The sequence below is a fragment of the Lagierella sp. ICN-221743 genome (assembly GCF_037890055.1).
GTDB lineage: Bacteria > Bacillota > Clostridia > Tissierellales > Peptoniphilaceae > Mediannikoviicoccus.
This window is the reverse complement of sequence record NZ_JBBKBD010000005.1, coordinates 37,033-61,803: the sequence shown is the minus strand read 5'-3', so window position 1 is coordinate 61,803 and position 24,771 is coordinate 37,033. Positions and strand designations below refer to the sequence as shown.

Sequence of the window (24,771 nt, the reverse complement as noted above, 5' to 3'; positions counted from 1 at the left end):
AAGTTTAAAGTTTCAACTTCAGTATATCATTTGTTGTTTAAAATAATAAACATCGTCTGATTAAATTTAATGTACTTAAAAAGAAGACATCTCTGCCTTCTTTCATAAATTATTCTTCAATATTTGCTATATTAAACTGTTTTCCCAAGTCTTCTCCCTTTATCTTAATCACGTCGCCCTCTTTCATGAACGGTAATTTGTTACTTGCTGAAATTGGTGCAACATAGACCACGTCATCTCCTTTATTTCTAATAAAGTAATTTGTATTTCCATCTATTGTTACTGGAATTATTTCTGAAATTGTAATGGTCTTTTCGTCAAGCTCTTCTGTCGGTGTCTCTTTTGAGATTGAAGTGCTGTCGTATGCGTTAAGGGCTTGTTGTACCGTTGCTCCAGTCGCTACGGTTTGGTAGTTCTGTGCATCTATAAATGCAAAGGTCTTAATTAGTCCTGCGTTGTCCTTTAATGAAAGGAAGTAGGTCGGTCTGTTGTATAGGTTTATAAGAATTGGGAATGTGGCCTTATATCCCTTTTCCTGTACTGCACCTTCCGCCGATTCCATTGCGGACTTTTCGTCTGCTGATGATACTGGATAGAACTTTGCTTCCTTTGTTCTTAAATTAATAAGTGCAAAGCCTATGTTTGATTCGTCTTGTAATACGGATGTGATTCCTGTGTACATATAGATGTCGTTATCTATTGAAAGGTAGTTGTATCCGTCTGTTGGTTGGTTAACTCCCTTTTGTCCAATATATTGGTTGATGAAACCTCTCTTTAATGCACCGTTCCATTTCAGCTGTCTCATAATTAGGTTTGCAGAGTACACTCTGTCCACCCACTCTGGTACATTTCCCACATCATATCTATTGGCTTCTCCCGTTGAAGCGTCAACTACTATAACTGAATTTGAGTCAAAGCCTCCAGCAAGTCCAATGGTTGGCTTTACTGTTGATGCAACCCAATATGGTTTGTTGTTGTCGTCCACTTCGAAGTTTATTTCGTCAATAATCGCAGTTGGATATTTAAATCTTATTAGTCTGTGAATATTTCTTCCAAACTTGTCTGAGAAGGAATATTTAATTGGCGTTTCCGGTTTAACCATCTTAACATCTTGTTCTGTCATATCAACTGAGATGAAGTATGGTATTCCACTTTTCTTATTTTGAAACCACTTTATTAAATCGGAATACACAAGCGGCGTGTTTCTAACTGGCTTTCCGTCAACTGTAACCTGGCTATAGGAGGAGTCGATATTGTACTGTGAAACAAGTTCTCCCATCTCTCCCATCTTTCTTGAACCAAGTTTTGCTGCAGTGTCCCTGTCTACCACTGGAATTCTATTAAAGTCCACTTGAGTTACATCTTCTTTAAACACGCCTTCCTTAATACCAAGCAGGTTTGAATAGGCCTTTGCGTGAAATATTGGAAGGGATATTATGTTCATGCAAATAAAAACTCCCCATGCAAGAACTAATATTCCAATAAATACTTTTCCCGTCTGCAAGAAATTTTTAAATGTTCTAGTATGTAACAGCACCACCAGTATTGATGTCACTGCCACAACAATTGTAAGTGACACATAAAACTCTGCAGAGTATAGGTTTATCGGTGGAAGCACCACATAAAAATAAATTAGTGCAAACACCACTCCAAGACCAATGGCTATGGGAAGCCTATTCGTCTTCTTTTTGTTTTTCTCTTTTTCCATTCTTTTCTCCTTTTAAGAAATTTTTAAGCAAGTTGTACTACTATAATAATTGAGAGATGACTTTTTTCATAACAACTTCCTTTGAATAAGACGGGCAACCGTCTTATTTTTTTATTTTATTATCTTTAATATACCTATATAGTCCTACAATTATCATGTAAAAAACATAAAGCAAGAAAACAATTAAAAGCACATGAATAAACACACTTTTAAATGATTTGCTATATAGCCCATACACTTGATAAATAATGTATGAAGCAATCAGCACCAGTAATATTACTTTGAAGAATCTTAAAATTTTATTATCAACCATGATCATCCCCCTGCTTATATTATACCCCTAAATTGTGGTATGATATTTACAAAGGAGAATAAAATGACATTACAACAATTACGCTATATTATTATTGTAGCAGAAAAGGGTTCAATTAATGAAGCTGCAAAATATTTATATGTATCACAGCCGAGTCTTTCAAACTCAATCAAAGAGCTAGAGGAAGAACTGGGCTTTACAGTCTTTATAAGGACAAATAGAGGAGTGACTCTGTCCCACAAGGGGATGGAGTTTTTAGGCTATGCAAGACAGGTTATAACCCAAGCAGACCTTTTGGAAGAAAAATATATTAAGAAGACAAAACAGATTAAATCCTTTTGTGCATCGTCACAACATTATCCCTTCGTATCCCATGCCTTTGTGGAGTTGGTAAAGGAATATGAAGAAGATGACTACAACTTTACACTTAGCGAAACAACTACATACGAAGTTATCGAAAATGTAAAGACACTTTACTCGGAAATTGGAATACTGTACCTTTCAAAGTACAACGAGGCAGTTATTAGAAAAATTCTTTCAGAAAACAACTTAATCTTTGAAGAACTTGTTAGGGCAAAACCCCATGTGTTCGTATATAAAGAACATCCACTGGCAAAGGAAGAATTAATTGACCTAGAAGACTTAAGGGAATACCCAAAGATTTCATTTAACCAGGGAATGTATAACGCCTTTTACTATAGCGAAGAAGTCTTTAGCAACCTTCCAGTGGAAAGATCCATAAATGTGTCAGACAGAGCCGCCGTGGTAAACTTTATGATGGGGCTAAACGCCTACACCTTTTCTTCAGGTATCTTCCCAGAGTACCTGCATGATCAGGATATTATTTCAATCCCCGTTTCTGCAGATGAAGAGATTATTATTGGTACAATTGTCCATGAGGACGTAACACTTTCAAGCATAGGCGAGAAATTTTATGAAATTTTAAAAGACTATGCAAAAAAGCATAATGAGTCAATAAAAAAGTAGCCGTCAATCGGCTACTTTATCATTTCTAAAAATGCTTTAAATATATCTATATACTTGTCATTGTACTTATCAAGTTCGGGATGAAACTGTGTTGCAAATATTGGAAGGCTTTCATGTTCTATGCCTTCAATCATCTTGTCTGATGCTCTCGCAGTAACTTTTAGTCCCTGTCCCAGGTCTTTAATGGCCTGGTGGTGAATGGAGTTTACATAATCCCTTTCTCCAAGGACACGTCTTAAAATACTTCCTTCCACCGTTTCAATCATATGATGGTATTCATATCCCTTGTCGTTTTTATCTGAATGTAGGAACGGATTATCAAACTGTGAGTAGATATCTTGATAAAGGGTTCCTCCAAAGAATACATTTATTAGCTGTAGTCCTCTACACACTCCAAAGATTGGGATTTGTTTTTCCACTGCTTTTTTTAGTATTTTCATTTCAACAAGGTCCCTATGGTACTGGGTCTCTTGTAGGGCATTAGACATCTCTTCTTTATATAATACTGTGGACACATCCGCCCCTCCCGTAAGGATAAGTCCGTCTATTCGATTTATAAACTCATTCACCGACCTGTCGTCTGGTTGTTGAGGATACATTAATGGAATGGCATTTAACGATATTAGTTTTTCCACAAAACTATTATTTGTTTCTTGTCGCCTGACCACATCTGAATGTGTCCAAAGAGGTATTCCTATTATCTTACTCATAATGGCCTCCTTTAAAAAACTCTTTTAATATCTTGACTGCCATTTCCATATCTTCCAAGTTAAATTGTAGTCCTAGGAGTTTTTCGTTACCATCAGGCTCTATAACTTCTGCAAGTCCATCTAAAGATCTTCCCGTAACTTTCATTCCACTTCCCAGGACTTTTATGCCCTGTCTGTGGTTTGATGGCACTACGATTTTTTCTTCTTTAAAGACATCTTTTAAAAATGATTTTTCTAATTCCACAAAGTGAAATGTACTTCCTTCTTCACCTTTGTGATACACTTCTGTGCCTAATTCTTTTTCTAAATCTCGGTATAGGTTTCCACCAAAGTAGATATTTAATAAAAGCGCTCCCCTTCCTGTAACAAGTAGTGGAATATTATTTTTTATTGCCCTTTCAATGTAGATAAGTTCTACATCATCTTGTAATAGGTCAAACTTTCCTCTATTGTCTATAGGATCTTGTCCAAATAAAAATGGATTTACTTCTTCATCTCCACTAATAAAAATCCCGTCAAGTTTTAAAAGTAATTCATCTATTATAGCTTCATCTTTCGTTATTGGCAGTGAAAAAAGTACAATATCAGATTTCTTCGCCAAGTTTAGTGAACTTTCTTTTATATATGAAGATTTATAAAGTGGTCCATTGAAATATCTACCGATGGTTCCTATACATTTCATTTTGTTCTCCTTTAAACGAGTCCTCTCTTATCTAGGTCTAGAATATTTACGAACTCTTTATTTTTTGTAAGTAGTTTAAATAGTGGTACTCCTATTATTGTAACAATAATTATCTCAGAAAGCATTATTTGTCCTGTTGTTAAAAAGAACGCCGCCTCTCCCTTTGTTACAAAATAGATTTGTACTCCGATTAAAATATTTGCTATGGCCGGTATAATAGACGCCACAAAAATATTCTTGCACTTACTCATAAAGTAAACTGCAATGAAGGATGCAAATGTTCCTACAATTATATCCAGTATATATGGACTGAAGATATTTGCAAGAAAGCATCCAAGAGTAAGTCCCCAAATGTACTCTGGGTTAAAGAATGCAAGCAGAGTCATTGCTTCTGATGCCCTAAACTGTAATGGTCCATAGGCAAGGTTTGGGAATGCCAGTGTTAGCACTGCATAAAGCGCCGCAACGATTCCCTGTCTAACTAAGAATTTTTGATTAAATTTTTTGTTCATAAAACATCTCCTTAAAAAATATTTATGTTTTATGACACCAAGGATATCTAAAATAAAAAAGTCTCGCCAAAAGACGAGACAGATATCCATCACATCTTGATTTTTTAAGTGGGTGCCAAGTAAACACTTCATAGTCTAGAATAACATAATATTTTTACTATAGCAATAACCCCCATCCATTGGGATGAGGGTTATATTAATTCTCAGGTTGTTCTCTTAATATTACTTCCGTTTTCTTTAATGCTCTTTCTCTTAATTTTGTAATAATAAATGTTATAGAAAGTCCCAGTCCTGCAAACACCACTATGGCTCCTCCGGGTTTTACGTCAAAGTAGTAGGAGAATAAAACTCCCGACATTGTATGAAGCATTCCGAATAGTATGGTGTAGATATAGGTTTCTTTATAACTTTTACTAACCATTAATGCGTTTGCTACTGGAAGCACTATTAATGAAGTAACCATCAAAGCTCCTATTACTTTTGATGACAATGCTACGGTGATGGAGGCTAGAAAAGTAAAGAGTCCGTTTATGAATTTTGTATTCACTCCTGCAAGCCTTGCAAGGTTTGGACTAATACAGATGTTTAATAAACCACCGTAAAATATTATGGACATAGTCACCACCAATAAAAATGTTATTGAAATAAGTATTAGGTCCATCTTTGATATGGACACGATACTTCCAAATAAATAGGCTTCGAAGCTATTACCTCCCGGCGCAAAGTCGGAAAGCACCGCCGCAATACCAAGTCCAACAGCCGTTATCATTCCTGTTGCCATGTCTCCATAGTGCGGAAACTTTTTTCTGATGCCTTCTATTCCAAAGGCACCTATAATACATGCTATTACTCCTCCGATAAGTGGATTGATGCTTAGTATTAGTCCAGCGGCAACTCCCGCCAAGGAAACGTGGGATAGCGCATCTCCAATCATTGAAGTCTTTCTATTTACAAGTACAATCCCAATTAAAGGTATCATTATTGATATCATCATTGAAACAATCAACGTACGCTGCATAAATTTAAAGGCTAACATGATATCCCTCCTTGACTTATTTTATATATATAAGGAGTGTTTATATTGTCCTTAATCCAACTTAATTCGTGGGTTACAAGGATAATTGTGCTATTATGTTTGTCGTTGAGCTTCTTTAGAATTTCCGCCAAATATTTTTTTGAATCTTCGTCAACACCAGCAGTTGGCTCGTCGAAAATCAAAATAGATGGCTCGTTCATAAGTGCTCTTGCAATCATCACTCTCTGTCTAAGTCCTCCCGATAGTTCTGAAACGGGAGTGTTTATATATTCCTCAAGTCCGAGAGTCTTTAATATTTCCTCCACCTTTTTATAAAGCTTTCTGCTTGGTATCTTTATAAATCCAAACTCATCATAGGCCTGTAATACTACAAGCTCCTTTGATGTCAGGGGAAATGCTATAAAGTTATCTCCTTGACTTTGGGGTACATATCCTATTTTTTTTATAATTTTATTATCTATGGGTTCTTCTAAAATATTAACTTCTCCTCTGTCGGGAGTGTTCTCTCCAGTCATCACCTTTATAAGGGTGGACTTTCCACAGCCGTTTTCTCCTGTGATAACAATTACATCTCCCACATTAGCAGTAAAGTTAATGTCATTTAAAACTTTATTTTCGCCATAGCTAAAATCTAAATTTTTAACTTCTATTGCTTTCATCTTCTCACCTCAAAGACTCATATATGGATTTCAAGTTGTACTCCATAAAATCTATATACCTGTCTCCAACTTTCTCCATATCCCTATTTAAATATTCCATGGATATTAGGCCCTTAAGATCTGCGCCTATCTCCTCCGCTATTATGTCAGCACCATTTGTTGGCATTCCATATTCATAAAATATAGTTTTAATGCCTTTGTTTTTAGATTCGTTTATTACCCTTACTATTTTTTTTATGCTTGGCGCTTCCATACTGGTTAAACTTTGTAGAGGATACTGAGCTAGGGAGAAGTCTTTTGCCAAATATGCAAATGCATAGTGGCTTACAATAAACTCTTTTCTTTCCACATTATCGAAAAGTTCTCTATATTTATAATCTAAGGTAGTTAATTCTTGCACTAACTTGGATGCATTTTTTCTATATACCTTTTGATACTTTGGAAATTTTTTACTTGCCACATATTCCATATCATTTACAAATCGCTTTGCATTTCTAATGCTCATCCAAGTGTGAGGATCGTAAGTTATCTTGTCCTCAGAGGTTGTAGATTTATCTCTTAATGTTTCAAAGGTCAACTTTTGTTCCTTTGAGTCAAAAAACTCATAGGACAACATGTCTGATGAAACTCTGTCGGTGTAGATTAACCACTTGCCCGCATTGGGAAGTTTAAAGAAAATCTCTCCCGACTCATGGCCCATCTCAAGGGCATAGACCTTATTTTTTTCCACCTTAATAACATCCTCTTGAGCTACCACTTCGCCCTCTGACTCCATAATCTTTCGTCCTATTTTAATCATTTCCTTTTCCGAAAAATTTTCATCATAGGGTACAAAGGCCATCCTAAGGCTCTTTTCATGGGTGTGACCAAATTCTATTTTATACTCTTGCTTGGTCAGGTCAGCTTTTGCCAAATATTGAAAGTCTCCTATGGCAGCGGCACCCTTATAGGAAATAAGATTGACTCCTCCCGCCAAATTTAATATTTCAAGATCTGGTAAGAGCTGTGGTATTTTGTCCGCCCACTTTTCAAGGTTTGCGCCATTAATAATTAAAAGGTCCGCCTGTGAAAGCTCTTTCATCTTTTTTGGAGATGGCTCCCAGAGATGTGGATCTTGACTTAGTGGCATAAAGATTCTAAGATCCACCGTATCTCCAAAAACCTCTTTTGCAAGGCTGTATACAGGATAAAAAGAAGTGTAGACTATTGGTTTTTCTTTATCCTTTCCACTTGTCTTACAGCCAGTAAAGGTAAGAAGGCTCAGTAAAATTAAAAACAATGAAATTATTTTCTTTTTCATACTACCTCCTTAACTAAAATTTTTATTCAGCTATCTCCTCATAAACTTGGTCAAGAGTTACTGCTGGACTAACGAAAGTAGGATACCAGTCATCCATGCTTAACATACTTTCAACGTCGCTTCCTGTTCTTAAGTGGAAGTGAGGCATGGTCTCTTCACCATGAACAGGCATTAATAAAATATGTTCATACTTTCCATCTGACTTGAATTCATACCAGTAGTAAGTCTTTCCACCATGTTCCATTGGATGTTTGTCAACATACTCAAAGTTTGAACTGTCAATTTCTTTTCCATTTGGAGCGTCATAGAAAGTGATCTTTCCATCTCCAATCTTAACTGCGCCAAAGTCAACCTTAACATGTTCTGCAAAGTTTTGCTTTGCTTCTTCTTCAGTAATCTTATCTCTTTCAGCTACTTCCTTGTATGCTCCTTGAACTTTTTCATCATCAGCATAAGTAGCTATACTATTCCATTCGCCATCCCAGTCAGAAAGAGAAACTTCTCCCTCTTCATCATCATGATCGAGGTCATGATCATGTCCTGCGCTTTCTTCTGTTGTTACATTACCTGCAGTGGTGCTGTCTTTGTCTCCACTCTTTTCACAACCTGTAAAAGCAAACATTCCAACTATGGCAAATGCCAAAAGAATTTTAAAACTATTTTTCATTTTTTTCTCCTAAATTTGTCCTCGCCATTTATAGCACCAAACTTATAGGGGGTAAGTTAGTTACTTTATGAATTTTAATATGTAAAATCCATTAGCTACAAATGGCAAGGATTTTTAATGACAATCGGATTTGGGGTGATATTGATTATCATTTCAACGACAATTGTAGCACCATTTATTGTTTAATGCAAATTTTTTTTATAATATTTTTGTTAACCTTGCTTAAACATTGAAATCAAGCCATTTTGATAACGCTTATCATTTAAATGTAGATTATTATTTTTATTTCACTTAAACATGTTGTAAAGCTTTATATTTAGCTATTTGTTTCTTGTTAACTTCTCTTGACTAATCTTTTTAGATAATTCAAAAATATTTTTCATAATAAAAATAGTTTTAAAATTCAAACTTTGTTTTTTACTTTTTGAAGCAGCAAGTTTCGATTAAAATTCAAAAAATTTTCACACCCCATTATCAATTAGAAATAAAAAATAAAAAAATTACCACAAAAAAAGAAGACTTTCGTCTCCTTATTAATCATTTTACTTTATCAATATAGTCGCCGTAGCCCTCTTCTTCCATCTTGCTTAGCGGAATAAATCTAAGCGACGCACCATTTATACAATACCTTGCGCCGCCTTTGTCCTTTGGACCGTCATTAAACACATGGCCAAGATGTGAGTCGCCGCTTTTACTTCTAACTTCAACTCTGCTCATGTTAAAAGAGTTGTCGCTTTTGTAATTTATATTTGAGTCGATTGGCTTTGTAAATGAAGGCCATCCACAGCCTGCATCATATTTGTCCTTTGAAGAAAATAGTGGCTCTCCACTTACTACATCCACATAAATTCCCTCTTCGTAAAAGTCGTCATATTCAGAAGTAAAGGCTCTTTCCGTTTTATCTTCTTGAGTTACTCGGTACTCTTCTTCCGTAAGTTTTTTCTTTAATTCACTTTGGTCTTTCTCAATTACTTTTCCCTTTGTATCAAGCGGTTCATCTGCCAGTGCAAGATTAATATGGCAATAGCCTCCTGGATTTTTATCTAAATAGTCTTGATGATAGTCTTCTCCTAGGACAAAATTGTTTAGTGGTTCAACTTCAACTGCAATCTTTTCATCGAAAAGCTCTTGCTTTTGCCTTATAATTTCATCAATGACAAGCTTATCGTTTCGATTTGTATAGTAAATTCCAGTTCTATATTGCCTTCCTCTGTCATTTCCCTGTTTGTTTACAGATGTGGGATCAATTATTCTAAAATAATGTTCTAACAATTCTTGTAGCGAAACCCTGTCTTCATCATAAATTATTTTAACAGCTTCACTGTGGTCGGTTTCCTTTACTTCTCTGTAGGTGGTGTCTTTGGTTTTTCCATTTGCATATCCAACGGAAGTGTCAAGAACGCCTGGAACCTTTTTAAAGTAGCCTTCCACTCCCCAAAAGCAGCCACCGGCCAAGTAAATTTCATTTTTATTTTTTACATTACTCATATCTATATCAGTCCCTTCTGTATTTCTCTTATTTGAATTTATGTTGGAGTTGTTTTTATAAAACTTAACTCCAACAATAACTAAAACTATCGTCAAAATTATAAAAACTTTATGTCTATTCATCTTATCACCTCTAAGGTTATAGTAAATTTATACCAAAATGATAAGATTTTAAACAAAAAAATATAAAAAGACCCATCCATCTGGACAGGTCTATATATTAGTTTTTAGCTTTTGTCGCCGCTTTTTTTGCAAAGTATGGTGAAACTATTGATGTTATAACAACACCCATGGTAACTATAGCCGCAGCTCTTGGTGCAAACTTTGCAATTTCTGGATTAGTTTCTGCAATTGTAAGTGGAACTGATGCTGAAAGTCCAGCCATGGTGGAAATTCCAAAGGTGGAAATTCCACTTCCCTTTTGTATCTTCTTTTCAAATAGTAGTACTGGTAAAACTGTTAGCGCATAATAAAGTACTACCATTACGATTCCTGCAAAGCCTGCTCTAAATGCTTCAAGTAAATCAATTCTTGCACCTACACACCAGCCTAGCATAAATATTGTAAATGGCATTCCTGATGCCATAAAGCTACCTAAGTCATGGTCTAAGTTCCCAACGATAACACCTAAAATAAGTGGTACTACTATAGATACTATTGGAAGAATATCTATCTTAGTTGGTTGTGTAAGACCAAATATAAGTAGCGGTATTACTGGTGTTGAAAGTAGTGATATAAGTCCAAAGGCTGAAGTGTCAACTTCGTCTCCAAAGTCTTCCATAACCGCAAGAAATATTGAAGGGTTCATGGAAGTTGTAGATGCAATAAATGCAATTAAGCTGATTCCAAGTACACCTTCAAGGCCAAACAGCCTATAGAATAATACGCCAAAGGCTGCACAAAGGGCTGTTCTAAATGCAAATAGTCCCAAATATCTCTTTAAAACATGCTTTATTGTTGATAATTTTAAAATACAACCAGAGATAAATATTGCAGCACCTAAAACGAAGTTTAAGGCTCTACCTGCAATAAAAGCTTCTGTTACACCACCGATGTGAAACAGTGATGGGTAGATAGTGTTAATAAGTGCCGATATAAACATTGGCACAAGCATTGTACCTCCAGGTATTTTTCTCATTAATTTCATAATGACCTCCTAGCAATCCCCAAGATATTTTAATACAACTGCTCCCATTGATTTAGCAGCAATCATCATAGAATCTTCATCTATGTCAAACTTTGGATGATGATGTGGGTAAGCTTCTCCCTTAGGCATTGCACCAATGTAGAAGAAACAGCTTGGAAGTTTTTGTGAGTAGTATGAAAAGTCCTCTGATGGACTAAGTGGTCCACAGTCCTCAACACCTGTTACAATTGGGATATTTGCTTCACTAACGGCGTCAACTACAAGTTGAGTCATTTCGTCATCGTTCATAAGCACAGGGTAGTCGTTTTTGTAATCAAGATCTATCTTACAGCTATAGGCTTCTTCCATACCCTTGCACATAGCTTTAACTTCTCTTTCAATCATCTCTCTGTCTTCGTTGGACATACATCTTACGTCTCCCTCTAGTGTTACAGAGTCTTTAATTATGTTGAAGTCTCCCTTTCCATCAAAGGATCCAATTGTTATAACACCAGGTCTCATTGGATTAAGTCTTCTTGAAACAATTGTTTGAAGGTTTACTACTAGTTGACTTGCAATAACAATGGCGTCATTTGCTTCGTGTGGAGATGAACCATGTCCACCTCTACCTTGAACCTTAGCCACAAACTTTGCTCTGGCCTGTTGGGTTGCTCCCTTGTGGTAGAAAACTTTTCCAAACTCCATTTGACTCATAACGTGGCAACCAAAAACATTATCCACACCGTCAAGTACTCCGTCTTCTATCATAGCAAGTGCACCTCCTGGTGGCATTTCTTCCCCTGGTTGGTGAATTATAACAATTTTTCCACAAAGTTCGTCTTTCATTTCAATAAGTGTATCTGCAAGGTTTAACATGTAAGCAGTGTGTGCATCATGTCCACATGCATGCATTACACCCTTGTTCTTAGATGCATAAGGAAGTCCAGTGTCTTCTTCAACAGGTAGTGCATCAAAGTCTGCCCTAATGGCAATGGTCTTTCCTGGTTTCTTAGTGTCGATGGTTACTTTAACACCATTTCCACCAATGTTTTTTTCTATCTTTACACCATCTTCATCTTTATATTTTTCATAAATATATTTTGCAGTTTCAGTTTCTTGAAAAGACAGTTCTGGATGCATATGAAGCCACCTTCTGTCTTCAATCATAGTCTCTTTTCTTTCATCAAGCAAAGAAAACAATCTTTCGTAATTCATAAATCCCTCCTTGAAGTTATTTTGCTTAATTATACCCCATATTCAAAAATTAAATAAGCCTATTTCAACTTTATTTAAAACGTTATCACTTTTTTTATAATTAAATGCCTTATACCATTTTGGCAGTAAGACATTATTTATAACATACATTGGCAAATTTTAATGACTTAGGTTTCACCTTGAAATCCAAATGGTCGGTTTCAAAAATTTCTCCATCCGCATTGACCACAATAACTTCTTCAAAGTCTATCCTTCCACTTGTTAAACTTTGTAAACGGATTAAATCACTGGAAAGATGTTGTCCTTTTTTATATTTGAAAATAAGGGGAATTAGTTTTAATAAATTCATTTCCTTGGCCAAGCAAATTTCAAGCAATCCATCCCTTACATCTGCATTTGGCGACGGATTAAAACCACCACCATAGTAGCCGCCATTACAAATGGCACCAAGAATAAAATATCCCGTAAGCTTAGAAGATTCTTCCCCATTTTTAAAAAAACATTTTAATTTGTACTTAGGTATCTTGAAAATATTTTTTAAAATCGCCCTTGGGTAGGCCCCTTGTCCAAGCTTTGGATTTTTCTTTAAAAGGTCATAGGCGGTTTCTAAAATTACAGTATCATAACCAAAACTCAAAACATTTACAGAGTACCTGTCGTTAACTTTAATTAGGTCGATGTTTTCAACTTTTGGGTTGATAGTGTCTTCTATTTTAAAATTTTTATAATCAAAATTTTTTGAAAAGTCATTGGCAGTTCCCGAAGGAATAAGCCCTACGGTAAATTTTGCATTAACTTTTTTCATCTCATTAACCACTTCGTTTAAAGTGCCATCTCCAGAGCAAACATAAAAAATTAGTTCTTCTTCATCTTTATAGTCCCTAACAACGTCCTTGGCGTGGTCCTTATACTCCGTCTTGATAATTTTATATTCTAAATTATTTTCATCGTAAGAAGAAATAATACTTTTTTCAAGCTCCGTAAAGGAACCACTTCCCGCCTTCTTACTCATTAAAAATAAGTATTTCATTTAATCACCTTGCCATATTATAATATAAAGATAATTTTGGTACAATTAAATCTTTTATTAATAGATACCCAGCAATGCCTTTAAAAAAGCATAAAAAAAGCGACCTAAGCCGCCTTTTACATCTTTAAAAATTTAATTGCCGTGTCTTTGAAAATACGAATTGTATCCACATATTCATCTAGCTCAATATACTCGTCCACCACATGAGCCTGCTTTGTTAGTCCCGGGCCATACACCAAAAGTTGTACATTATCTGAAATATGAATGAATCGTGACAGTTCACAGGTTCCAATTAGTGGTCTTATTTGTACATTTTTATCCGGAGCCGATTCAATTAATGCACGAATTAAGTCATTATCTTTAGAAGCCTCAGCCGGGTCTAGCACTTGAATTAGTTCAAGACTTAACTTTGCACGGCCTTCGTCACTATTATTTTCTTCAATTGCCTTTTCCAAAATTCCAATGGACTTTTCTGATCCAAACTCAGGCACCGTACGAATATTTCCCTTAACAAAGGCCTTGTCCGGCACGGAGTTAATTTGAATTCCACCTTCCATAATTGAAAACACATTTAGTGTAGAGCCCAGTTCTTTATTTTGAAAATCTTTGTTAGCTGTAACTTCATCAAACTTTTTTTGCACCTTTTGTATAAAGTCTGCAATGGCCGTAATTGCATTTACACCAATTTCTGGCATTGATGAATGGGCTGCCTTTCCTTCCGCGTGAACCGCATACATAATCGACCCCTTCGATGCAAAAATGCCTTGGTTTTCTCCATCACGCTTTGTAGGTTCTGGTGTTATAATTGCATCTACATCCTTTAGGTATCCACCTTCCACAAGGTCCAGCGCTCCCTGCATTCCCATCTCTTCGCCGACGGTTCCAATAAACCAAATCTCTCCAGCAAAATCTCGTTTCTCTTCAATAAGATCAAGGAGAGTGTATATTCCAGCTGCAACTCCCGCCTTCATATCGGCTGTGCCTCTGCCATACATCTTGCCGTCTTCAACCACACCTTCAAATGGTGGATAGGTCCATCCTTCTCCCGCTGCAACAACGTCAAGATGTCCAGAGATTGCAAAGACTTTGCCCTTTTCACTTCCCTTTAGCTTAACGATAACATTGGAGCGATCAGGGTATGAAGGAATTATTTCCGTTTCCGCATTGTCATAGCCTTCAAAGAGATTTGCAATATACTTTGCAACCTCGTCCTCTCCATCATTTACCGATTCAAATTGTATTAAGTCCCTTAAAATAGGAATATATTTTTCCATGAAATCCTCCTCTATTTTTCACTCTTGCCTTCATATGGCTTTGCAGTTTTATGAGCAAGAAGCCATAGTAGTCCCGTTAAAATTGCAAAACCAATATTGATTAGCCATGCAAACCTGTAGCTTCCTGATGAATCAAAAATAAAGGAAACTAGAAGTGGTCCAAAAGCCGCGCCGACTTGAGTGCTTGACTGTACAAATCCGTAGGCTTCTCCATACATCTTACGTCCATAAATTGAAGAAGTTACAAGAGGTGGTAGTACCGAACCTAGTGCAAGGCCAAATCCAAACACAATGGCAACTAGCCAAGGTCCAAAGGGTTTATCAACAAGAAGCATGGAAACAAAACTAAGGGCCAAAGTGCTAGCACCAAAAATAATTGCATGATTAATTCCATACTTGTCGGCGATTCTACCAAGTAAAAGTTTACCTCCAACGCCAATCAATAGATAAATTGAAATTACAGTTCCTGCCACTTGAAAGCCCACAGCTTCTTGAAGTGCCGGCGGAAACTGAAGTGACGCTCCATTTGAAAGACCATTCATAACAGTTCCAAGTAAGAGGAATATAAAAAAGCTACATGATAGTGACGCTCCAATAGAAAGTCCCACATTTAAAGACTTGTTAGAGTCCACTAAACTACTTACAGACTCGTCCTCTCCCCTATATCCATATGGCTTAAGTCCCTTGTCCTCTGGCTTTAAATAAATTAAAAAGAATCCAAAGACAATTGCCAAAGTAAGAATAATAAGGGCATATACCCTATAGGACATTCTCCAGCCCATGTTTTCAATAAGCATATTTATAAGAGGACTTAGGAGTGCACCTCCCGCAGATATACCTGATACTGCAACGGAAGTTGCAAGGCCCTTCTTCTCTTGGAACCAGTTGTTGATAAGCATCATCATAGGAATTTGCGCAGTGGTTATATAAGACGCACCAACTACAAAACCTAAAATATAAAAATGATATTTATTTTGAGCCATGGAATATCCAAACACAGCTAGAGCAAAAGTAATTGCCGCCGCTGTCCAAATGCGTTTAAAATTATATTTAGTTAACATAACAGAAATTACAGGCCCAAGGAAAATTCCCACCGCCTGAGTTATGGTTCCCGTAAAGGAAAATGCAGTCCTTGAAAAGCCTAAGTCATTAGTAACAGCAATTTGCCAACTATTGGATAAGGAATTTACCACCGGCACATACACTCCCAAAGTGAGCGTAGTTACCACTAAAATTACCCAGGCGTAATGAAAACCGCTCTTTTTATTTAATCTATCTTCCACAATAACCCCCTAATACAAATCAATCCTTTAGTATATTATAGTACAAAATGTTTGAGATTACATTGTTTAAAAAAAATAGCCCATAGAGGCCATTTAATTTTAAATCTCGTCCTTATGAATATTATTATATTCTTCAAGACTAAAAGGCTCTTCAAGTAAAAACTTTATTAACTTAAATTCGCGTTAATACTTATCTTTTATCTATCTAATAGTTCCTTCTCCTTTATCTATAAATTTCAATTAAAAAAGCGACTGAACTTATAATTCAATCGCTAAATGTCTTATATTATATTGTTTGAGTGGTACTTCTTAACCTTACCATTTTAACCTCCTAATTTTTGGTATAGAAAAAGACGATAGAGTTTTTAATTTCCATCGTCTGATGCCTTTACTATGATGTTTTTAAATCTTTTTTGACCAATATATTTTTAATATTTTAGAAAATATTATTTGTACAAATGCAACTATCATTAATGCTAAAAAGGCTTCATAACTTACATATGCTACAATTAAAGAAACAATTACAATAACCATTGAAAATATAGGTATTATATTTGCTCCTGACTTCATCTTTATTAATATCACTCTTTCATCTGTTTCTTTAGTATACATCTTTTCCAATATATCTCTATTTCTATATGCTCTAACAAGCATTGACATATAGAATACAGATACTAGTTCAATTCCAGTAAAAAATCCTACTACATAATCTGTCACATCTTCTTTTAATGGAAATTTATATTTTAAATAAAAATTTCCAATAATAACTGCCAGTAAGGCAACTATGCATAATAAGACTAAAATACTAATCCTAAATCCTATCTCTTTTTTATAATTTTCTAATTTGTTAATATTAATCATCCTCCTCTATACTAAATATTTCTTCAATACTCATATCAAAAAACTTAGCAATTTTAAAAGCCAACGGCAGTGACGCTATATATTTTCCAGTTTCAATGGAAGTTATGGTCTGTCTTGTTACTCCAACTTCATTTGCCAATTCTTCTTGAGTTATTTTATGCTGTTTTCTTAATTGAGAAATCGTATTTTTCATTTTCCCCCTCCAATAGCAAGCTTGCTTTACATATAAAGTATAGCTTGCTTTGCTTTTTTATCAAGCACGCTTTGCTTTTTTTTAATTTCTTAAACAAAAAGACGATAGAGTTTTTAATTTTTCTATCGCCTTGGGTACCTTCCATTATTCTATTTAATCAGTCCAAAACTCTGATATTATATATCCTAAGTCTTTAGGATTATCAATATTTATTTCATGTCCAGAATTTTTTATTATTCCAAATTTACTATTTTTAATCTTCTCATTAAAAAGCTTGCTACTCTTAATATTGAGCTTATCTTCTTTTCCACAAAGTAACAAGGTTCTGCAATTTACCCGTTCTAACTCACCGTTTATCTTTAAATCCTTCAATGATTTAAGCAGATTTATAAATTCATATTTTTTTAGACCTAATTTTAAAAAATTAGATTGTGGCATAGGTTTAAAAACAAAAGTTTGTATGCTAAAAAGTAATTTAGGTATTTTATACGGTACTCCTATTAAAATTAAAGAATTTACTTTCTTAGGATGATTTTTTGCATAATCTAAAGCAACTATTCCACCTAAAGAAAGACCACACAAATTTACCTTATCATTATAATTATTTATTTGTTCTTCAATAGCACCGTAAAGGTTATTGTATTCATAACTATCATTTTTTAAAAGATCAAATAGATTAGGACAAATAACATTATAATTGTATACTCTTAAATACTCTTTTACTTTATCCCAACTTTTATTATCTTGACCCAACCCATGAATTAAAATATTCTTCATAATTAAATTTAACAATTTTCAGGCTTTATTAAGCCTAACCATTGATATGTTCTTTTAGTAATCCCCCATAGCTATATCTTTGAAATTGGTTTATTAATACCCTTTTTAAAATCAATTTCATTTTAAATTTCATATTCGTCTTTTCAAAATCTCTCACACATTTTGCGTTGTATTGTAGTGTAACATATATATTCATTATATGGAAGAAAAGTCTTATATTCTATATTTTGAATTTTTCAAACAAAAAACTGTTGAGGTATGTTCATACTCCAACAGTTTTTTCTTTCTCTATTAATCAAATCACGAAAGATCCTATCACCTTTTATTAAAAAGTGCTTTCGTTTAAAAAGTTTTTTCTGTTAAAAAATTAATTGTTCTACTTTTGAATTAGACTTCCTTCACCAACGCCTTCTGAAAGATCCAATAGAATCCATGCGCTGGTTCCCGCTTCCGCATTATGTTTGTGCAAATTGGATGCAAGCATTGTCTCAAATGTTGAACTGTTACTGCATTCAATAACATCGAGAATAGTTGTTGTAATGTCTTTGCCGTCTGTAGTAACTGTAACTGTGTCATCTTTGGCAAATTCACCAGTAATAATCTGAGATGTAGCCACGATTTTGTTCTTAAAAGCTTTAGCTCGTTTTAGCCCCACATCCAACGCCTTTGGTGCAATGGAAAAGCACTTATCTACTTTTGCAACATTAGCGTAATCGGAACCTACTTCTTCGATAATCTTTGCTTGCTCTTCTTTCATTGAATGCATCATATCTTCAATTTCGGCTATTGTCATAGCCTTAAGAGGGTCTTTTGTTTTTAAAACATAATCTGCTCTATCGAAGCCCGTAGTGCCCCATCCTTTCTTCCAATATTCTGTAATATTAAATTGACCGCGAAGCTTTTTCTCACAATCACTACAAATTTGTCCATCTTCAACTACTAGACCGCTAAGTAATTTCAATTCATTGCCGCATATAGGACATGATTTTTTTCCCTTTTTTCCGAATAATCCCATAATTGTCTCCTTCCTTTAGATTATTTAAATTTGTTGACTTTGTTTATACTACTTTAAACTTCTTCAACTTTTTTCGGAAAACCTTTTTATTAGGTATCTAATCATGTTAGCCCACTTGTTTGTCTATATTATACTACATTTTAAAACTTTTTCAATCTTTTTGTTTGAAAACCTTTTTATTAGGTGCACAACAAAAGACCCTGAAAGTTTTCAAGGTCTTTTTATATTCTTTTGCTTTAAAAAAAACAATCTTTACTAGATATTTGAACAATTATTATTTTATCCCCAATACTTTGTATCAACTGTTCTAAAGCGTATTGCCTCCAGCAAATGCTTTTCTTTTATCTCTTCGCTTTCTTCAAGGTCTGCAATGGTTCTGCAAAGTTTAAGAATTTTATTGATACTTCTTGCTGAAAACTTATATTTTTGGTACGCCGCTTCCAATAGCTCGTTTAAGTTGTCGTCAAGTTTAACATATTTTTTTATAAGTCTATTGTTCATTTGACCATTGGTCTTGGTCTTTTCCCCTTTGAAACGCTCTCGCTGAATATTTCTCGCCTTAACAACTCTTTTTCTAATCTCTTTAGATGGCTCTTCCGGTGTTTTATCCCTTAAGTCCTTTAGCTTTACTGGCTTAACATCCACATGTATGTCGATTCTATCAAGGATTGGTCTGGATATCTTTCCAAGGTATCTCTGTATTTGTGACGCACTACATGTACACTCGTGTTCTTCACTTCCGTAATATCCACATGGACATGGATTTGCCCCTGCGATAAATAGGAAGTTTGCAGGGTAAGTAAGAGTTGCGTTTGCACGGGAAATAGTTATAGTCTTTTCTTCCAGTGGTTGTCTCAAAACTTCTATGGTTGATTTTGGAAATTCTGGAAGCTCGTCAAGAAAAAGCGCTCCATTATGGGCCAGGGAAATCTCTCCCGGTTTTGGAATTCGTCCTCCACCTATAATTGACACCGATGAGCTGGTGTGATGTGGCGCTCTAAATGGTCTTTTCTTTACAAGTCTATTTTCTTTTAGCTCGCCGCTAACTGAATATATTTTTGTGCATTCCATGGACTCTTCAAAGTCCAGTGGTGGTAGGATGGTAGGTAGTCTCATTGCCGCCATTGTCTTTCCTGCCCCTGGTGGTCCTATCATAAGCAGGTTATGTTCTCCTGCTGCTGCAATTTCCATGGCTCTCTTTAAGTTTTTTTGTCCTTTTATCTCTGAAAAGTCTATGTCGTATTCTACTTCTTCTTCAAAGTCGCTAAACACATCTTCGTTAAATGGTTCTATGTCTATATTTTCGTTTAGATAGTCCACAAGGTTTGTAAGATTATCCACTGGTATTATGTCAACGCCTTTTACTAATGAACACTCTTCTTTGTTGTCAACAGGTACTATGATTTTTTCAAAGCCCATTTCCTTTAGTGATATTGCCATGGGAAGTGCTCCATCCACTGACATTAATCTTCCGTCTAAGGCAAGCTCGCCTATAAATGCAATGTTGTTCTTTGGCTCTTTAATTATAGTTCCATAGGCTGTAAGGATTGATATTGCAATTGAAATATCTAGCTGTGAACCTTCCTTTTTTAAGTTTGCCGGTGCCAGATTTATGGTGATCCTTCCAACGGGAAATTTAAATCCGGAGTTTGTTATTGCTGAACGGACTCTCTCTTTTGCTTCTTTTATTGATACATCTGCCAGCCCAACTATATTAAACGCTTGAAGTCCTCTTGCAATATCTGCTTCAACTTCTACTTTATATCCTTGTAAACCTTCAAGAAAACAGGTGTATATCTTTGAATACATAATAACTCCTTAGTCTAAAAGCTCTATCTTGTCGCCCTTTTTAATAGGCCCCCCCTTTAATACTTTTGCAAAAATTCCTTCCGTTGGCATGATACAGTTGCCAACTTTTTGTTTTATTGCACAGCCCTTATGGCATTTTTTTCCAATTTGTGTAACTTCTAAAAGGCTATCTCCAATTTTAAACTTTGTTCCAACGGGAATTTCGTGTAGAATTAGTCCCTTTGTTGTAATATTTTCTGCAAAGTCGCCGTCTTTTAAGTCTGGTAGTCCCATGGCCTTCATCTTGTCTATGCTTTCAACTGCAAGTAAACTTATTTGTCTATGCCAGTCACCTGCATGGGCATCTCCTTCTAGTCCAAAGTTTTCTATTAAATTTCCAACTTCTACTGGAGTTTTTATTACGCCCTTTTCCTTTGAGATGTTTACGTCAATCACTTCTCCAACACCTCTTTTGTAGTGGCCGGACTTTCCTCCAACTTTTTCCATTAATTTCACTTCCTCTATTACCATGCCTCTGTCTATGGCCTTGCACATATCGTATATTGTTAGGGCTGCAGTGGAACATCCTACCAGCGCTTCCATTTCAACTCCTGTCTTTCCAGTGGTCTTGGTTGTGCAGTATATGTCTATGGAGTCTTCTTTTACTTCGAACTCTATGTCCGCTCCCGTTAGTAGTATGGTGTGGCACATGGGAATGTGCTGTGGAGTGTTCTTTGCTCCCATAACCCCTGCAACTTGCGCCACTGAAAGCACGTCGCCTTTTTTTATTCCACCACTTTTTATTGTGTTTATGGTTTCTCTTTTCATTCTTATGGTTGCCTTTGCCGTAGCAACTCGAAGGGTGTCGTCCTTTGATGACACGTCCACCATCTTGGCTCTACCCTGTTCATTTATATGAGTTAAATCCATTTATCCTCCAATTTCGTTCATGTCGGTTTCGTTGTACTTGCCCTGTATTAACGAATGTCTCTCGGGCTTTTCCTGGATGGCCTGTAATATAACTTGCTTTATATCTTCAGAAGCTCTTAGGGGCGTCTTAATGTCCACTGTCTTTTTAGAGTGGAGACATAGCACTAGATTCCCCTTAACCGTAAGTCTAATTCTGTTACAGTTTTTGCAAAAGTTACATGATATTGGGTTTATAAATCCAATTTCTCCCTTGTAGCCATCTATCTTATAGTACTTGGCCGGCCCTGAGCCTATGCTTTCTTTAACCGGTTTCAAATTGCCACATAAATTTATAAGCTCTTCGTTTGAAATAAAGTCATCTTTGCTCTTTATGGCTTCTCCAATGGGCATTAGCTCTATAAATCTTACGATAATGTCCTTATCTTTCGTAAGTTCTAAAAAGCTTTTGTACTCGTCAAAATTAAATGACCTCAGTACCACCGTGTTTATTTTTATTGGACTGATGCCGTACTTTTCGCAAGCTTCGATGCCTTCAATAACATCTTTTAAATTACCACCTCTAGTAATGTAGCTATATCTTTCTTCTTTTAAACTGTCCAGAGAGATGTTCACTCTGTTTAGTCCCGCATCTTTTAAGTCCTTGGCCATATCCTTTAAGAGGATTCCGTTGGTGGTCATTGATATATCTTCAATGCCCAGCTCTTTAATTCCCCTTATTAAGTCTACAACGCCATATTTTACCAGTGGCTCCCCACCGGTAATTCTAACTTTTTTTATGCCCAGCTCTTTGAAGGCCTTTACTATTTCTATATATTCACCAATGGTAAGTACCTGCCTTGAGTCCACCTTGTGAAAACCGTCTTCCGGCATGCAATACCTACATCTTAAGTTGCATCTATCTGTAATGGAAATTCTGAGATAGTCTATCTCTCTTCCAAATCTATCTTTCATATTCTCACCTAGTTTAATTATAACATAGGTTACTTAATCATAAGTCTGTGAATCTTTGGATTTAAATTGAGGCTGGTATTGTCCTTTAGTCTTAAAACATCTTCAAGCGATGTGGTTGATATGCCTTCATATTTTGAAACTTCCACAACTTTGCCTTTAACTTTTATGTCTTTATATGGACTATGGTTAATCAGTATGCCATTTAGTGTTATGCCACCAATTTTTTCTCCCTCATTTTCAAGCACAGCGATTCCACTTAGCTGTGGCGCCTTTTGGGACAACACTTCAAAACTTTTTAAATTATAAAAGTAGTCCCCATCCAAAGTTTTAAACTTGTTCAAGTAGTCTGCAATATCAATTTCTATTACTTCTTGGTCGTTTTCCGTTGTTTCTTTGTCTGGGTCCGAAGCTTCTTCAGGTTTCTCATTAAAACTCTTTTCGATTTCACTAAGTAATTTTTCGTAATCTTTTCTCTCCAGATAATAAAGTGTGTCATCTTTTTGATAAAAAACTAAATCATCGCCAATTTTTTCTAAGTCATTTTCAATTATCTTTTGAGTTTCTTCATCACTTAATTTCACGTTAGAATATTTGTCCAGTAATTTTGAACTGTTTTTTTCCACCACAATATTATTTTTTGTGGAGGTGTTTTTATATTTTACTTCATAGGACACGACAAATCCTCTTTTGTTTTTTCCAAATAACAAATTGACTGGCTCGTTGTAGCACTCAAGGCCTAAGTTTCCCATTTGAACTTTTTTAAGTTTTTGTTCCGATGGATTTTTTGTAAATTCTATAAAGTTTTCATCGTTTATTACTCTGTAGTAAATAGACCTAGCGATTAATTTGTTTTGGTAGTAGTCCCCCTGGTTTATGACCTTCTTTGACTCCATCTTAACTCCTAAAATAAGCACGGTTATTATGGAAACTAAAAGCATAAAAATAATAAGGGTGTAAATCGAAATGTATCCTCTAGTCTTCTTCACTTTGTCCCTCCACAAATATGCCTAGTGTGCTTTCTTTATTTATTCCATTTTCTTCAAAGGAAAAGTTCAACTGTATGTAGTTTGAAGCTTTGTCAAAGAAAGTTCCTTCAATTGAACCTATGTTTTCACAAATGGTGTTGGTGCCTTGGTAGTATATTTGCCCCTTTTCTTCAATGGAATCAAAGCTACTGTAAAGAACCCTTTGCAGCTTGTCGTTGTTTAAGTAGTAATATACATAGTCGTGGCTATATTCGTCCATGTCATTATACGGAAGTATTTCTATTACAAAACCCAAGTTGTTTGAGCGAAGTTCTTCCGGAAACTCACTTGTCTCATACACTTTAAAGGACCTTGAAATCTCCTTTTCTATATAACTTTGTGCATATGAGATGGAAGACTTCTTTTTGTTATATTCAAAGTCAGTTTTTAAAATATTCAATGAAAAGCCCATCAAAACTGCCATAACAGAAAGTATTACAAGGGATATGGCCATGGCCAGGATAACTTCAAGCATTGTAAATCCATTAGTCTTTTTATTTAGGAAGAATGGTTTCATAGACTTGTTCCCTTTCACTATTTTTATCTAACACTTTAACTTTTAGCTTTTTAAAATCTCCTTGTGAAGTTATGTCGTAGCTTACAATATACTTTTCATCTTCCGGTATGGAAATTGCACTGCCCGTAGAAATATCTGCAATTATTTTTTCTGTAACAGTTTTGGAGTAATTTGTAAACTCCAAGTAGTTCTTTTGTTTATTTCGAAGGTTTGAAATATTTCCCAGTGCTGGAAGGGTAAAGGCAACGATAATACTTAATACAAAAAGTGCCACAAGGCATTCCATTAATGTAAATCCTTTAAATTTCTTTTTCAATAAGATTCACCTTCCCTGTGGCAACTTCAATAGTAATGATGTATTCCTTTTTATGTCCCTGAAAGTAGTATGTTCCTGCTATGCTTGGCGCTCCAGTAGTTGAGAATTTAAAACTTTCAAGTCTTTGTACTTGCAATTTCTGTAAGTTTAACCTCTCCACTATTTCACTTTCTTGATTAACTTGCACCATGTTTTCATCTTTTAAAAATTTTACGGTGTGAACATAACCACTTGTAATGGACGCGTTTCTTGCTTCGTTTATGGTTCTTAAAACCGATTCGATTTCAATTTTTTCTTGATAATTTGTTAAAAAGTCGTACCTAAGCGCTCCGACTCCAACCAACATCGCCAATATGGCAATGGTTAAAATAAGTTCAATTAATGTAAATCCCTTTGTCTTTTTCATAA

The 24,771-nt window shown here is 35.3% G+C and carries 27 protein-coding genes and 1 pseudogene; 1 reads left to right on the top strand and 27 read right to left on the bottom strand.

The window, feature by feature from the left end; genetic code table 11:
* Nucleotides 1-109 precede the first annotated feature (109 nt).
* Both WKS98_RS03750 and WKS98_RS03745 read right to left on the bottom strand, forming a co-directional pair.
* Complete coding sequence (locus tag WKS98_RS03750) at nucleotides 110-1,708, bottom strand: hypothetical protein (protein WP_498917036.1); 1,599 nt, start codon at nucleotides 1,706-1,708, stop codon at nucleotides 110-112.
* 103 nt (nucleotides 1,709-1,811) lie between these two features.
* Nucleotides 1,812-2,021 (bottom strand): hypothetical protein, encoded by a 210-nt coding sequence (locus WKS98_RS03745; RefSeq protein WP_498917035.1) that lies wholly within the window; start codon nucleotides 2,019-2,021, stop codon nucleotides 1,812-1,814.
* 63 nt (nucleotides 2,022-2,084) lie between these two features.
* On the opposite strand from WKS98_RS03745, the gene WKS98_RS03740 reads away from it, so the two are divergent.
* Nucleotides 2,085-3,008, top strand: a complete 924-nt coding sequence (locus tag WKS98_RS03740; RefSeq protein WP_498917033.1) for a LysR family transcriptional regulator — start codon at nucleotides 2,085-2,087, stop codon at nucleotides 3,006-3,008.
* Nucleotides 3,009-3,019: 11 nt separating this feature from the next.
* On the opposite strand, the gene WKS98_RS03735 is transcribed toward WKS98_RS03740, so the two are convergent.
* The 25 genes and pseudogenes from WKS98_RS03735 to WKS98_RS03615 form a co-directional block, all read right to left on the bottom strand.
* Nucleotides 3,020-3,718, bottom strand: coding sequence for a gamma-glutamyl-gamma-aminobutyrate hydrolase family protein (locus WKS98_RS03735; RefSeq protein ID WP_498917031.1), 699 nt, complete (start codon nucleotides 3,716-3,718; stop codon nucleotides 3,020-3,022).
* On the bottom strand, nucleotides 3,711-4,400 hold the full coding sequence (locus WKS98_RS03730; protein WP_498917029.1) for a gamma-glutamyl-gamma-aminobutyrate hydrolase family protein: 690 nt from the start codon (nucleotides 4,398-4,400) through the stop codon (nucleotides 3,711-3,713). The genes WKS98_RS03735 and WKS98_RS03730 overlap by 8 nt, the downstream gene beginning before the upstream one ends.
* Nucleotides 4,401-4,411: 11 nt before the next feature.
* Nucleotides 4,412-4,912 (bottom strand): QueT transporter family protein, encoded by a 501-nt coding sequence (locus tag WKS98_RS03725; protein WP_498917027.1) that lies wholly within the window; start codon nucleotides 4,910-4,912, stop codon nucleotides 4,412-4,414.
* A gap of 196 nt (nucleotides 4,913-5,108) precedes the next feature.
* Nucleotides 5,109-5,948, bottom strand: a complete 840-nt coding sequence (locus WKS98_RS03720) for a metal ABC transporter permease (protein WP_498917024.1) — start codon at nucleotides 5,946-5,948, stop codon at nucleotides 5,109-5,111.
* A complete protein-coding gene (locus WKS98_RS03715; RefSeq protein WP_498917022.1) occupies nucleotides 5,942-6,607 on the bottom strand; it encodes a metal ABC transporter ATP-binding protein in 666 nt (221 codons plus the stop codon). The genes WKS98_RS03720 and WKS98_RS03715 overlap by 7 nt, the downstream gene beginning before the upstream one ends.
* Nucleotides 6,608-6,611: 4 nt before the next feature.
* Nucleotides 6,612-7,907, bottom strand: coding sequence for a metal ABC transporter solute-binding protein, Zn/Mn family (locus WKS98_RS03710; protein ID WP_498917020.1), 1,296 nt, complete (start codon nucleotides 7,905-7,907; stop codon nucleotides 6,612-6,614).
* Nucleotides 7,908-7,929: 22 nt separating this feature from the next.
* On the bottom strand, nucleotides 7,930-8,574 hold the full coding sequence (locus tag WKS98_RS03705) for a ZinT/AdcA family metal-binding protein (RefSeq protein WP_498917018.1): 645 nt from the start codon (nucleotides 8,572-8,574) through the stop codon (nucleotides 7,930-7,932).
* A 537-nt stretch (nucleotides 8,575-9,111) separates the two neighbouring features.
* Nucleotides 9,112-10,185, bottom strand: coding sequence for a peptide-methionine (R)-S-oxide reductase MsrB (gene msrB, locus WKS98_RS03700; RefSeq protein ID WP_498917016.1), 1,074 nt, complete (start codon nucleotides 10,183-10,185; stop codon nucleotides 9,112-9,114).
* A gap of 97 nt (nucleotides 10,186-10,282) precedes the next feature.
* Nucleotides 10,283-11,209, bottom strand: coding sequence for a 2-keto-3-deoxygluconate permease (locus tag WKS98_RS03695; RefSeq protein ID WP_498917014.1), 927 nt, complete (start codon nucleotides 11,207-11,209; stop codon nucleotides 10,283-10,285).
* Nucleotides 11,210-11,218: 9 nt separating this feature from the next.
* Nucleotides 11,219-12,403 carry an amidohydrolase gene (locus tag WKS98_RS03690; protein ID WP_498917012.1) on the bottom strand — a complete coding sequence of 395 codons (1,185 nt, stop codon included), beginning with the start codon at nucleotides 12,401-12,403 and terminating at the stop codon, nucleotides 11,219-11,221.
* Nucleotides 12,404-12,536: 133 nt separating this feature from the next.
* Nucleotides 12,537-13,433 (bottom strand): diacylglycerol/lipid kinase family protein, encoded by an 897-nt coding sequence (locus tag WKS98_RS03685; RefSeq protein ID WP_498917010.1) that lies wholly within the window; start codon nucleotides 13,431-13,433, stop codon nucleotides 12,537-12,539.
* A 116-nt stretch (nucleotides 13,434-13,549) separates the two neighbouring features.
* Nucleotides 13,550-14,707 carry an ArgE/DapE family deacylase gene (locus tag WKS98_RS03680; RefSeq protein WP_498917008.1) on the bottom strand — a complete coding sequence of 386 codons (1,158 nt, stop codon included), beginning with the start codon at nucleotides 14,705-14,707 and terminating at the stop codon, nucleotides 13,550-13,552.
* 11 nt (nucleotides 14,708-14,718) lie between these two features.
* Nucleotides 14,719-15,990 (bottom strand): MFS transporter, encoded by a 1,272-nt coding sequence (locus tag WKS98_RS03675; protein WP_498917006.1) that lies wholly within the window; start codon nucleotides 15,988-15,990, stop codon nucleotides 14,719-14,721.
* A 402-nt stretch (nucleotides 15,991-16,392) separates the two neighbouring features.
* Nucleotides 16,393-16,851: a hypothetical protein gene (locus tag WKS98_RS03670; protein ID WP_498917005.1), complete on the bottom strand. Its 459-nt coding sequence runs from the start codon at nucleotides 16,849-16,851 to the stop codon at nucleotides 16,393-16,395.
* Nucleotides 16,844-17,044 carry a helix-turn-helix transcriptional regulator gene (locus tag WKS98_RS03665; protein ID WP_012994121.1) on the bottom strand — a complete coding sequence of 67 codons (201 nt, stop codon included), beginning with the start codon at nucleotides 17,042-17,044 and terminating at the stop codon, nucleotides 16,844-16,846. The genes WKS98_RS03670 and WKS98_RS03665 overlap by 8 nt, the downstream gene beginning before the upstream one ends.
* A gap of 153 nt (nucleotides 17,045-17,197) precedes the next feature.
* Entirely contained in the window at nucleotides 17,198-17,821 is a 624-nt protein-coding gene (locus WKS98_RS03660; RefSeq protein ID WP_498917003.1) for an alpha/beta fold hydrolase, read from the bottom strand.
* 376 nt (nucleotides 17,822-18,197) lie between these two features.
* Nucleotides 18,198-18,836 (bottom strand): DUF4428 domain-containing protein, encoded by a 639-nt coding sequence (locus tag WKS98_RS03655; protein WP_498917001.1) that lies wholly within the window; start codon nucleotides 18,834-18,836, stop codon nucleotides 18,198-18,200.
* A 279-nt stretch (nucleotides 18,837-19,115) separates the two neighbouring features.
* Nucleotides 19,116-20,645 carry a YifB family Mg chelatase-like AAA ATPase gene (locus tag WKS98_RS03650; protein ID WP_498916999.1) on the bottom strand — a complete coding sequence of 510 codons (1,530 nt, stop codon included), beginning with the start codon at nucleotides 20,643-20,645 and terminating at the stop codon, nucleotides 19,116-19,118.
* Between the two features lie 9 nt (nucleotides 20,646-20,654).
* On the bottom strand, nucleotides 20,655-21,131 hold the full coding sequence (locus WKS98_RS03645) for an MOSC domain-containing protein (protein ID WP_498917141.1): 477 nt from the start codon (nucleotides 21,129-21,131) through the stop codon (nucleotides 20,655-20,657).
* Nucleotides 21,105-21,554 (bottom strand): annotated as a pseudogene (gene moaC / locus WKS98_RS03640) (cyclic pyranopterin monophosphate synthase MoaC); the annotation flags it as partial. The gene WKS98_RS03645 and the pseudogene moaC, both read right to left, overlap by 27 nt.
* The gene (gene moaA / locus WKS98_RS03635; RefSeq protein ID WP_498916997.1) at nucleotides 21,555-22,505 is read right to left on the bottom strand and encodes a GTP 3',8-cyclase MoaA; all 951 of its coding nucleotides are present in this window, start codon (nucleotides 22,503-22,505) and stop codon (nucleotides 21,555-21,557) included.
* Between the two features lie 29 nt (nucleotides 22,506-22,534).
* A complete protein-coding gene (locus WKS98_RS03630; RefSeq protein ID WP_498916996.1) occupies nucleotides 22,535-23,491 on the bottom strand; it encodes a hypothetical protein in 957 nt (318 codons plus the stop codon).
* On the bottom strand, nucleotides 23,478-24,047 hold the full coding sequence (locus WKS98_RS03625) for a type II secretion system protein (protein ID WP_498916994.1): 570 nt from the start codon (nucleotides 24,045-24,047) through the stop codon (nucleotides 23,478-23,480). The genes WKS98_RS03630 and WKS98_RS03625 overlap by 14 nt, the downstream gene beginning before the upstream one ends.
* Entirely contained in the window at nucleotides 24,025-24,363 is a 339-nt protein-coding gene (locus WKS98_RS03620; protein WP_498916992.1) for a prepilin-type N-terminal cleavage/methylation domain-containing protein, read from the bottom strand. Before WKS98_RS03620 ends, WKS98_RS03625 begins: the two co-directional genes overlap by 23 nt.
* On the bottom strand, nucleotides 24,347-24,769 hold the full coding sequence (locus WKS98_RS03615) for a pilus assembly FimT family protein (protein ID WP_498916990.1): 423 nt from the start codon (nucleotides 24,767-24,769) through the stop codon (nucleotides 24,347-24,349). Before WKS98_RS03615 ends, WKS98_RS03620 begins: the two co-directional genes overlap by 17 nt.
* Nucleotides 24,770-24,771: the final 2 nt, after the last annotated feature.

Coding starts and splice junctions, on each gene's coding strand:
- WKS98_RS03750 (WP_498917036.1), bottom strand. CDS start 1,708: ATGGAAAAAGAGAAAAACAAAAAGAAGACGAATAGGCTTCCCATAGCC.
- WKS98_RS03745 (WP_498917035.1), bottom strand. CDS start 2,021: ATGGTTGATAATAAAATTTTAAGATTCTTCAAAGTAATATTACTGGTG.
- WKS98_RS03740 (WP_498917033.1), top strand. CDS start 2,085: ATGACATTACAACAATTACGCTATATTATTATTGTAGCAGAAAAGGGT.
- WKS98_RS03735 (WP_498917031.1), bottom strand. CDS start 3,718: ATGAGTAAGATAATAGGAATACCTCTTTGGACACATTCAGATGTGGTC.
- WKS98_RS03730 (WP_498917029.1), bottom strand. CDS start 4,400: ATGAAATGTATAGGAACCATCGGTAGATATTTCAATGGACCACTTTAT.
- WKS98_RS03725 (WP_498917027.1), bottom strand. CDS start 4,912: ATGAACAAAAAATTTAATCAAAAATTCTTAGTTAGACAGGGAATCGTT.
- WKS98_RS03720 (WP_498917024.1), bottom strand. CDS start 5,948: ATGTTAGCCTTTAAATTTATGCAGCGTACGTTGATTGTTTCAATGATG.
- WKS98_RS03715 (WP_498917022.1), bottom strand. CDS start 6,607: ATGAAAGCAATAGAAGTTAAAAATTTAGATTTTAGCTATGGCGAAAAT.
- WKS98_RS03710 (WP_498917020.1), bottom strand. CDS start 7,907: ATGAAAAAGAAAATAATTTCATTGTTTTTAATTTTACTGAGCCTTCTT.
- WKS98_RS03705 (WP_498917018.1), bottom strand. CDS start 8,574: ATGAAAAATAGTTTTAAAATTCTTTTGGCATTTGCCATAGTTGGAATG.
- msrB (WP_498917016.1), bottom strand. CDS start 10,185: ATGAATAGACATAAAGTTTTTATAATTTTGACGATAGTTTTAGTTATT.
- WKS98_RS03695 (WP_498917014.1), bottom strand. CDS start 11,209: ATGAAATTAATGAGAAAAATACCTGGAGGTACAATGCTTGTGCCAATG.
- WKS98_RS03690 (WP_498917012.1), bottom strand. CDS start 12,403: ATGAATTACGAAAGATTGTTTTCTTTGCTTGATGAAAGAAAAGAGACT.
- WKS98_RS03685 (WP_498917010.1), bottom strand. CDS start 13,433: ATGAAATACTTATTTTTAATGAGTAAGAAGGCGGGAAGTGGTTCCTTT.
- WKS98_RS03680 (WP_498917008.1), bottom strand. CDS start 14,707: ATGGAAAAATATATTCCTATTTTAAGGGACTTAATACAATTTGAATCG.
- WKS98_RS03670 (WP_498917005.1), bottom strand. CDS start 16,851: ATGATTAATATTAACAAATTAGAAAATTATAAAAAAGAGATAGGATTT.
- WKS98_RS03665 (WP_012994121.1), bottom strand. CDS start 17,044: ATGAAAAATACGATTTCTCAATTAAGAAAACAGCATAAAATAACTCAA.
- WKS98_RS03660 (WP_498917003.1), bottom strand. CDS start 17,821: ATGAAGAATATTTTAATTCATGGGTTGGGTCAAGATAATAAAAGTTGG.
- WKS98_RS03655 (WP_498917001.1), bottom strand. CDS start 18,836: ATGGGATTATTCGGAAAAAAGGGAAAAAAATCATGTCCTATATGCGGC.
- WKS98_RS03650 (WP_498916999.1), bottom strand. CDS start 20,645: ATGTATTCAAAGATATACACCTGTTTTCTTGAAGGTTTACAAGGATAT.
- WKS98_RS03645 (WP_498917141.1), bottom strand. CDS start 21,131: ATGGAAAAAGTTGGAGGAAAGTCCGGCCACTACAAAAGAGGTGTTGGA.
- moaA (WP_498916997.1), bottom strand. CDS start 22,505: ATGAAAGATAGATTTGGAAGAGAGATAGACTATCTCAGAATTTCCATT.
- WKS98_RS03625 (WP_498916994.1), bottom strand. CDS start 24,047: ATGAAACCATTCTTCCTAAATAAAAAGACTAATGGATTTACAATGCTT.
- WKS98_RS03615 (WP_498916990.1), bottom strand. CDS start 24,769: ATGAAAAAGACAAAGGGATTTACATTAATTGAACTTATTTTAACCATT.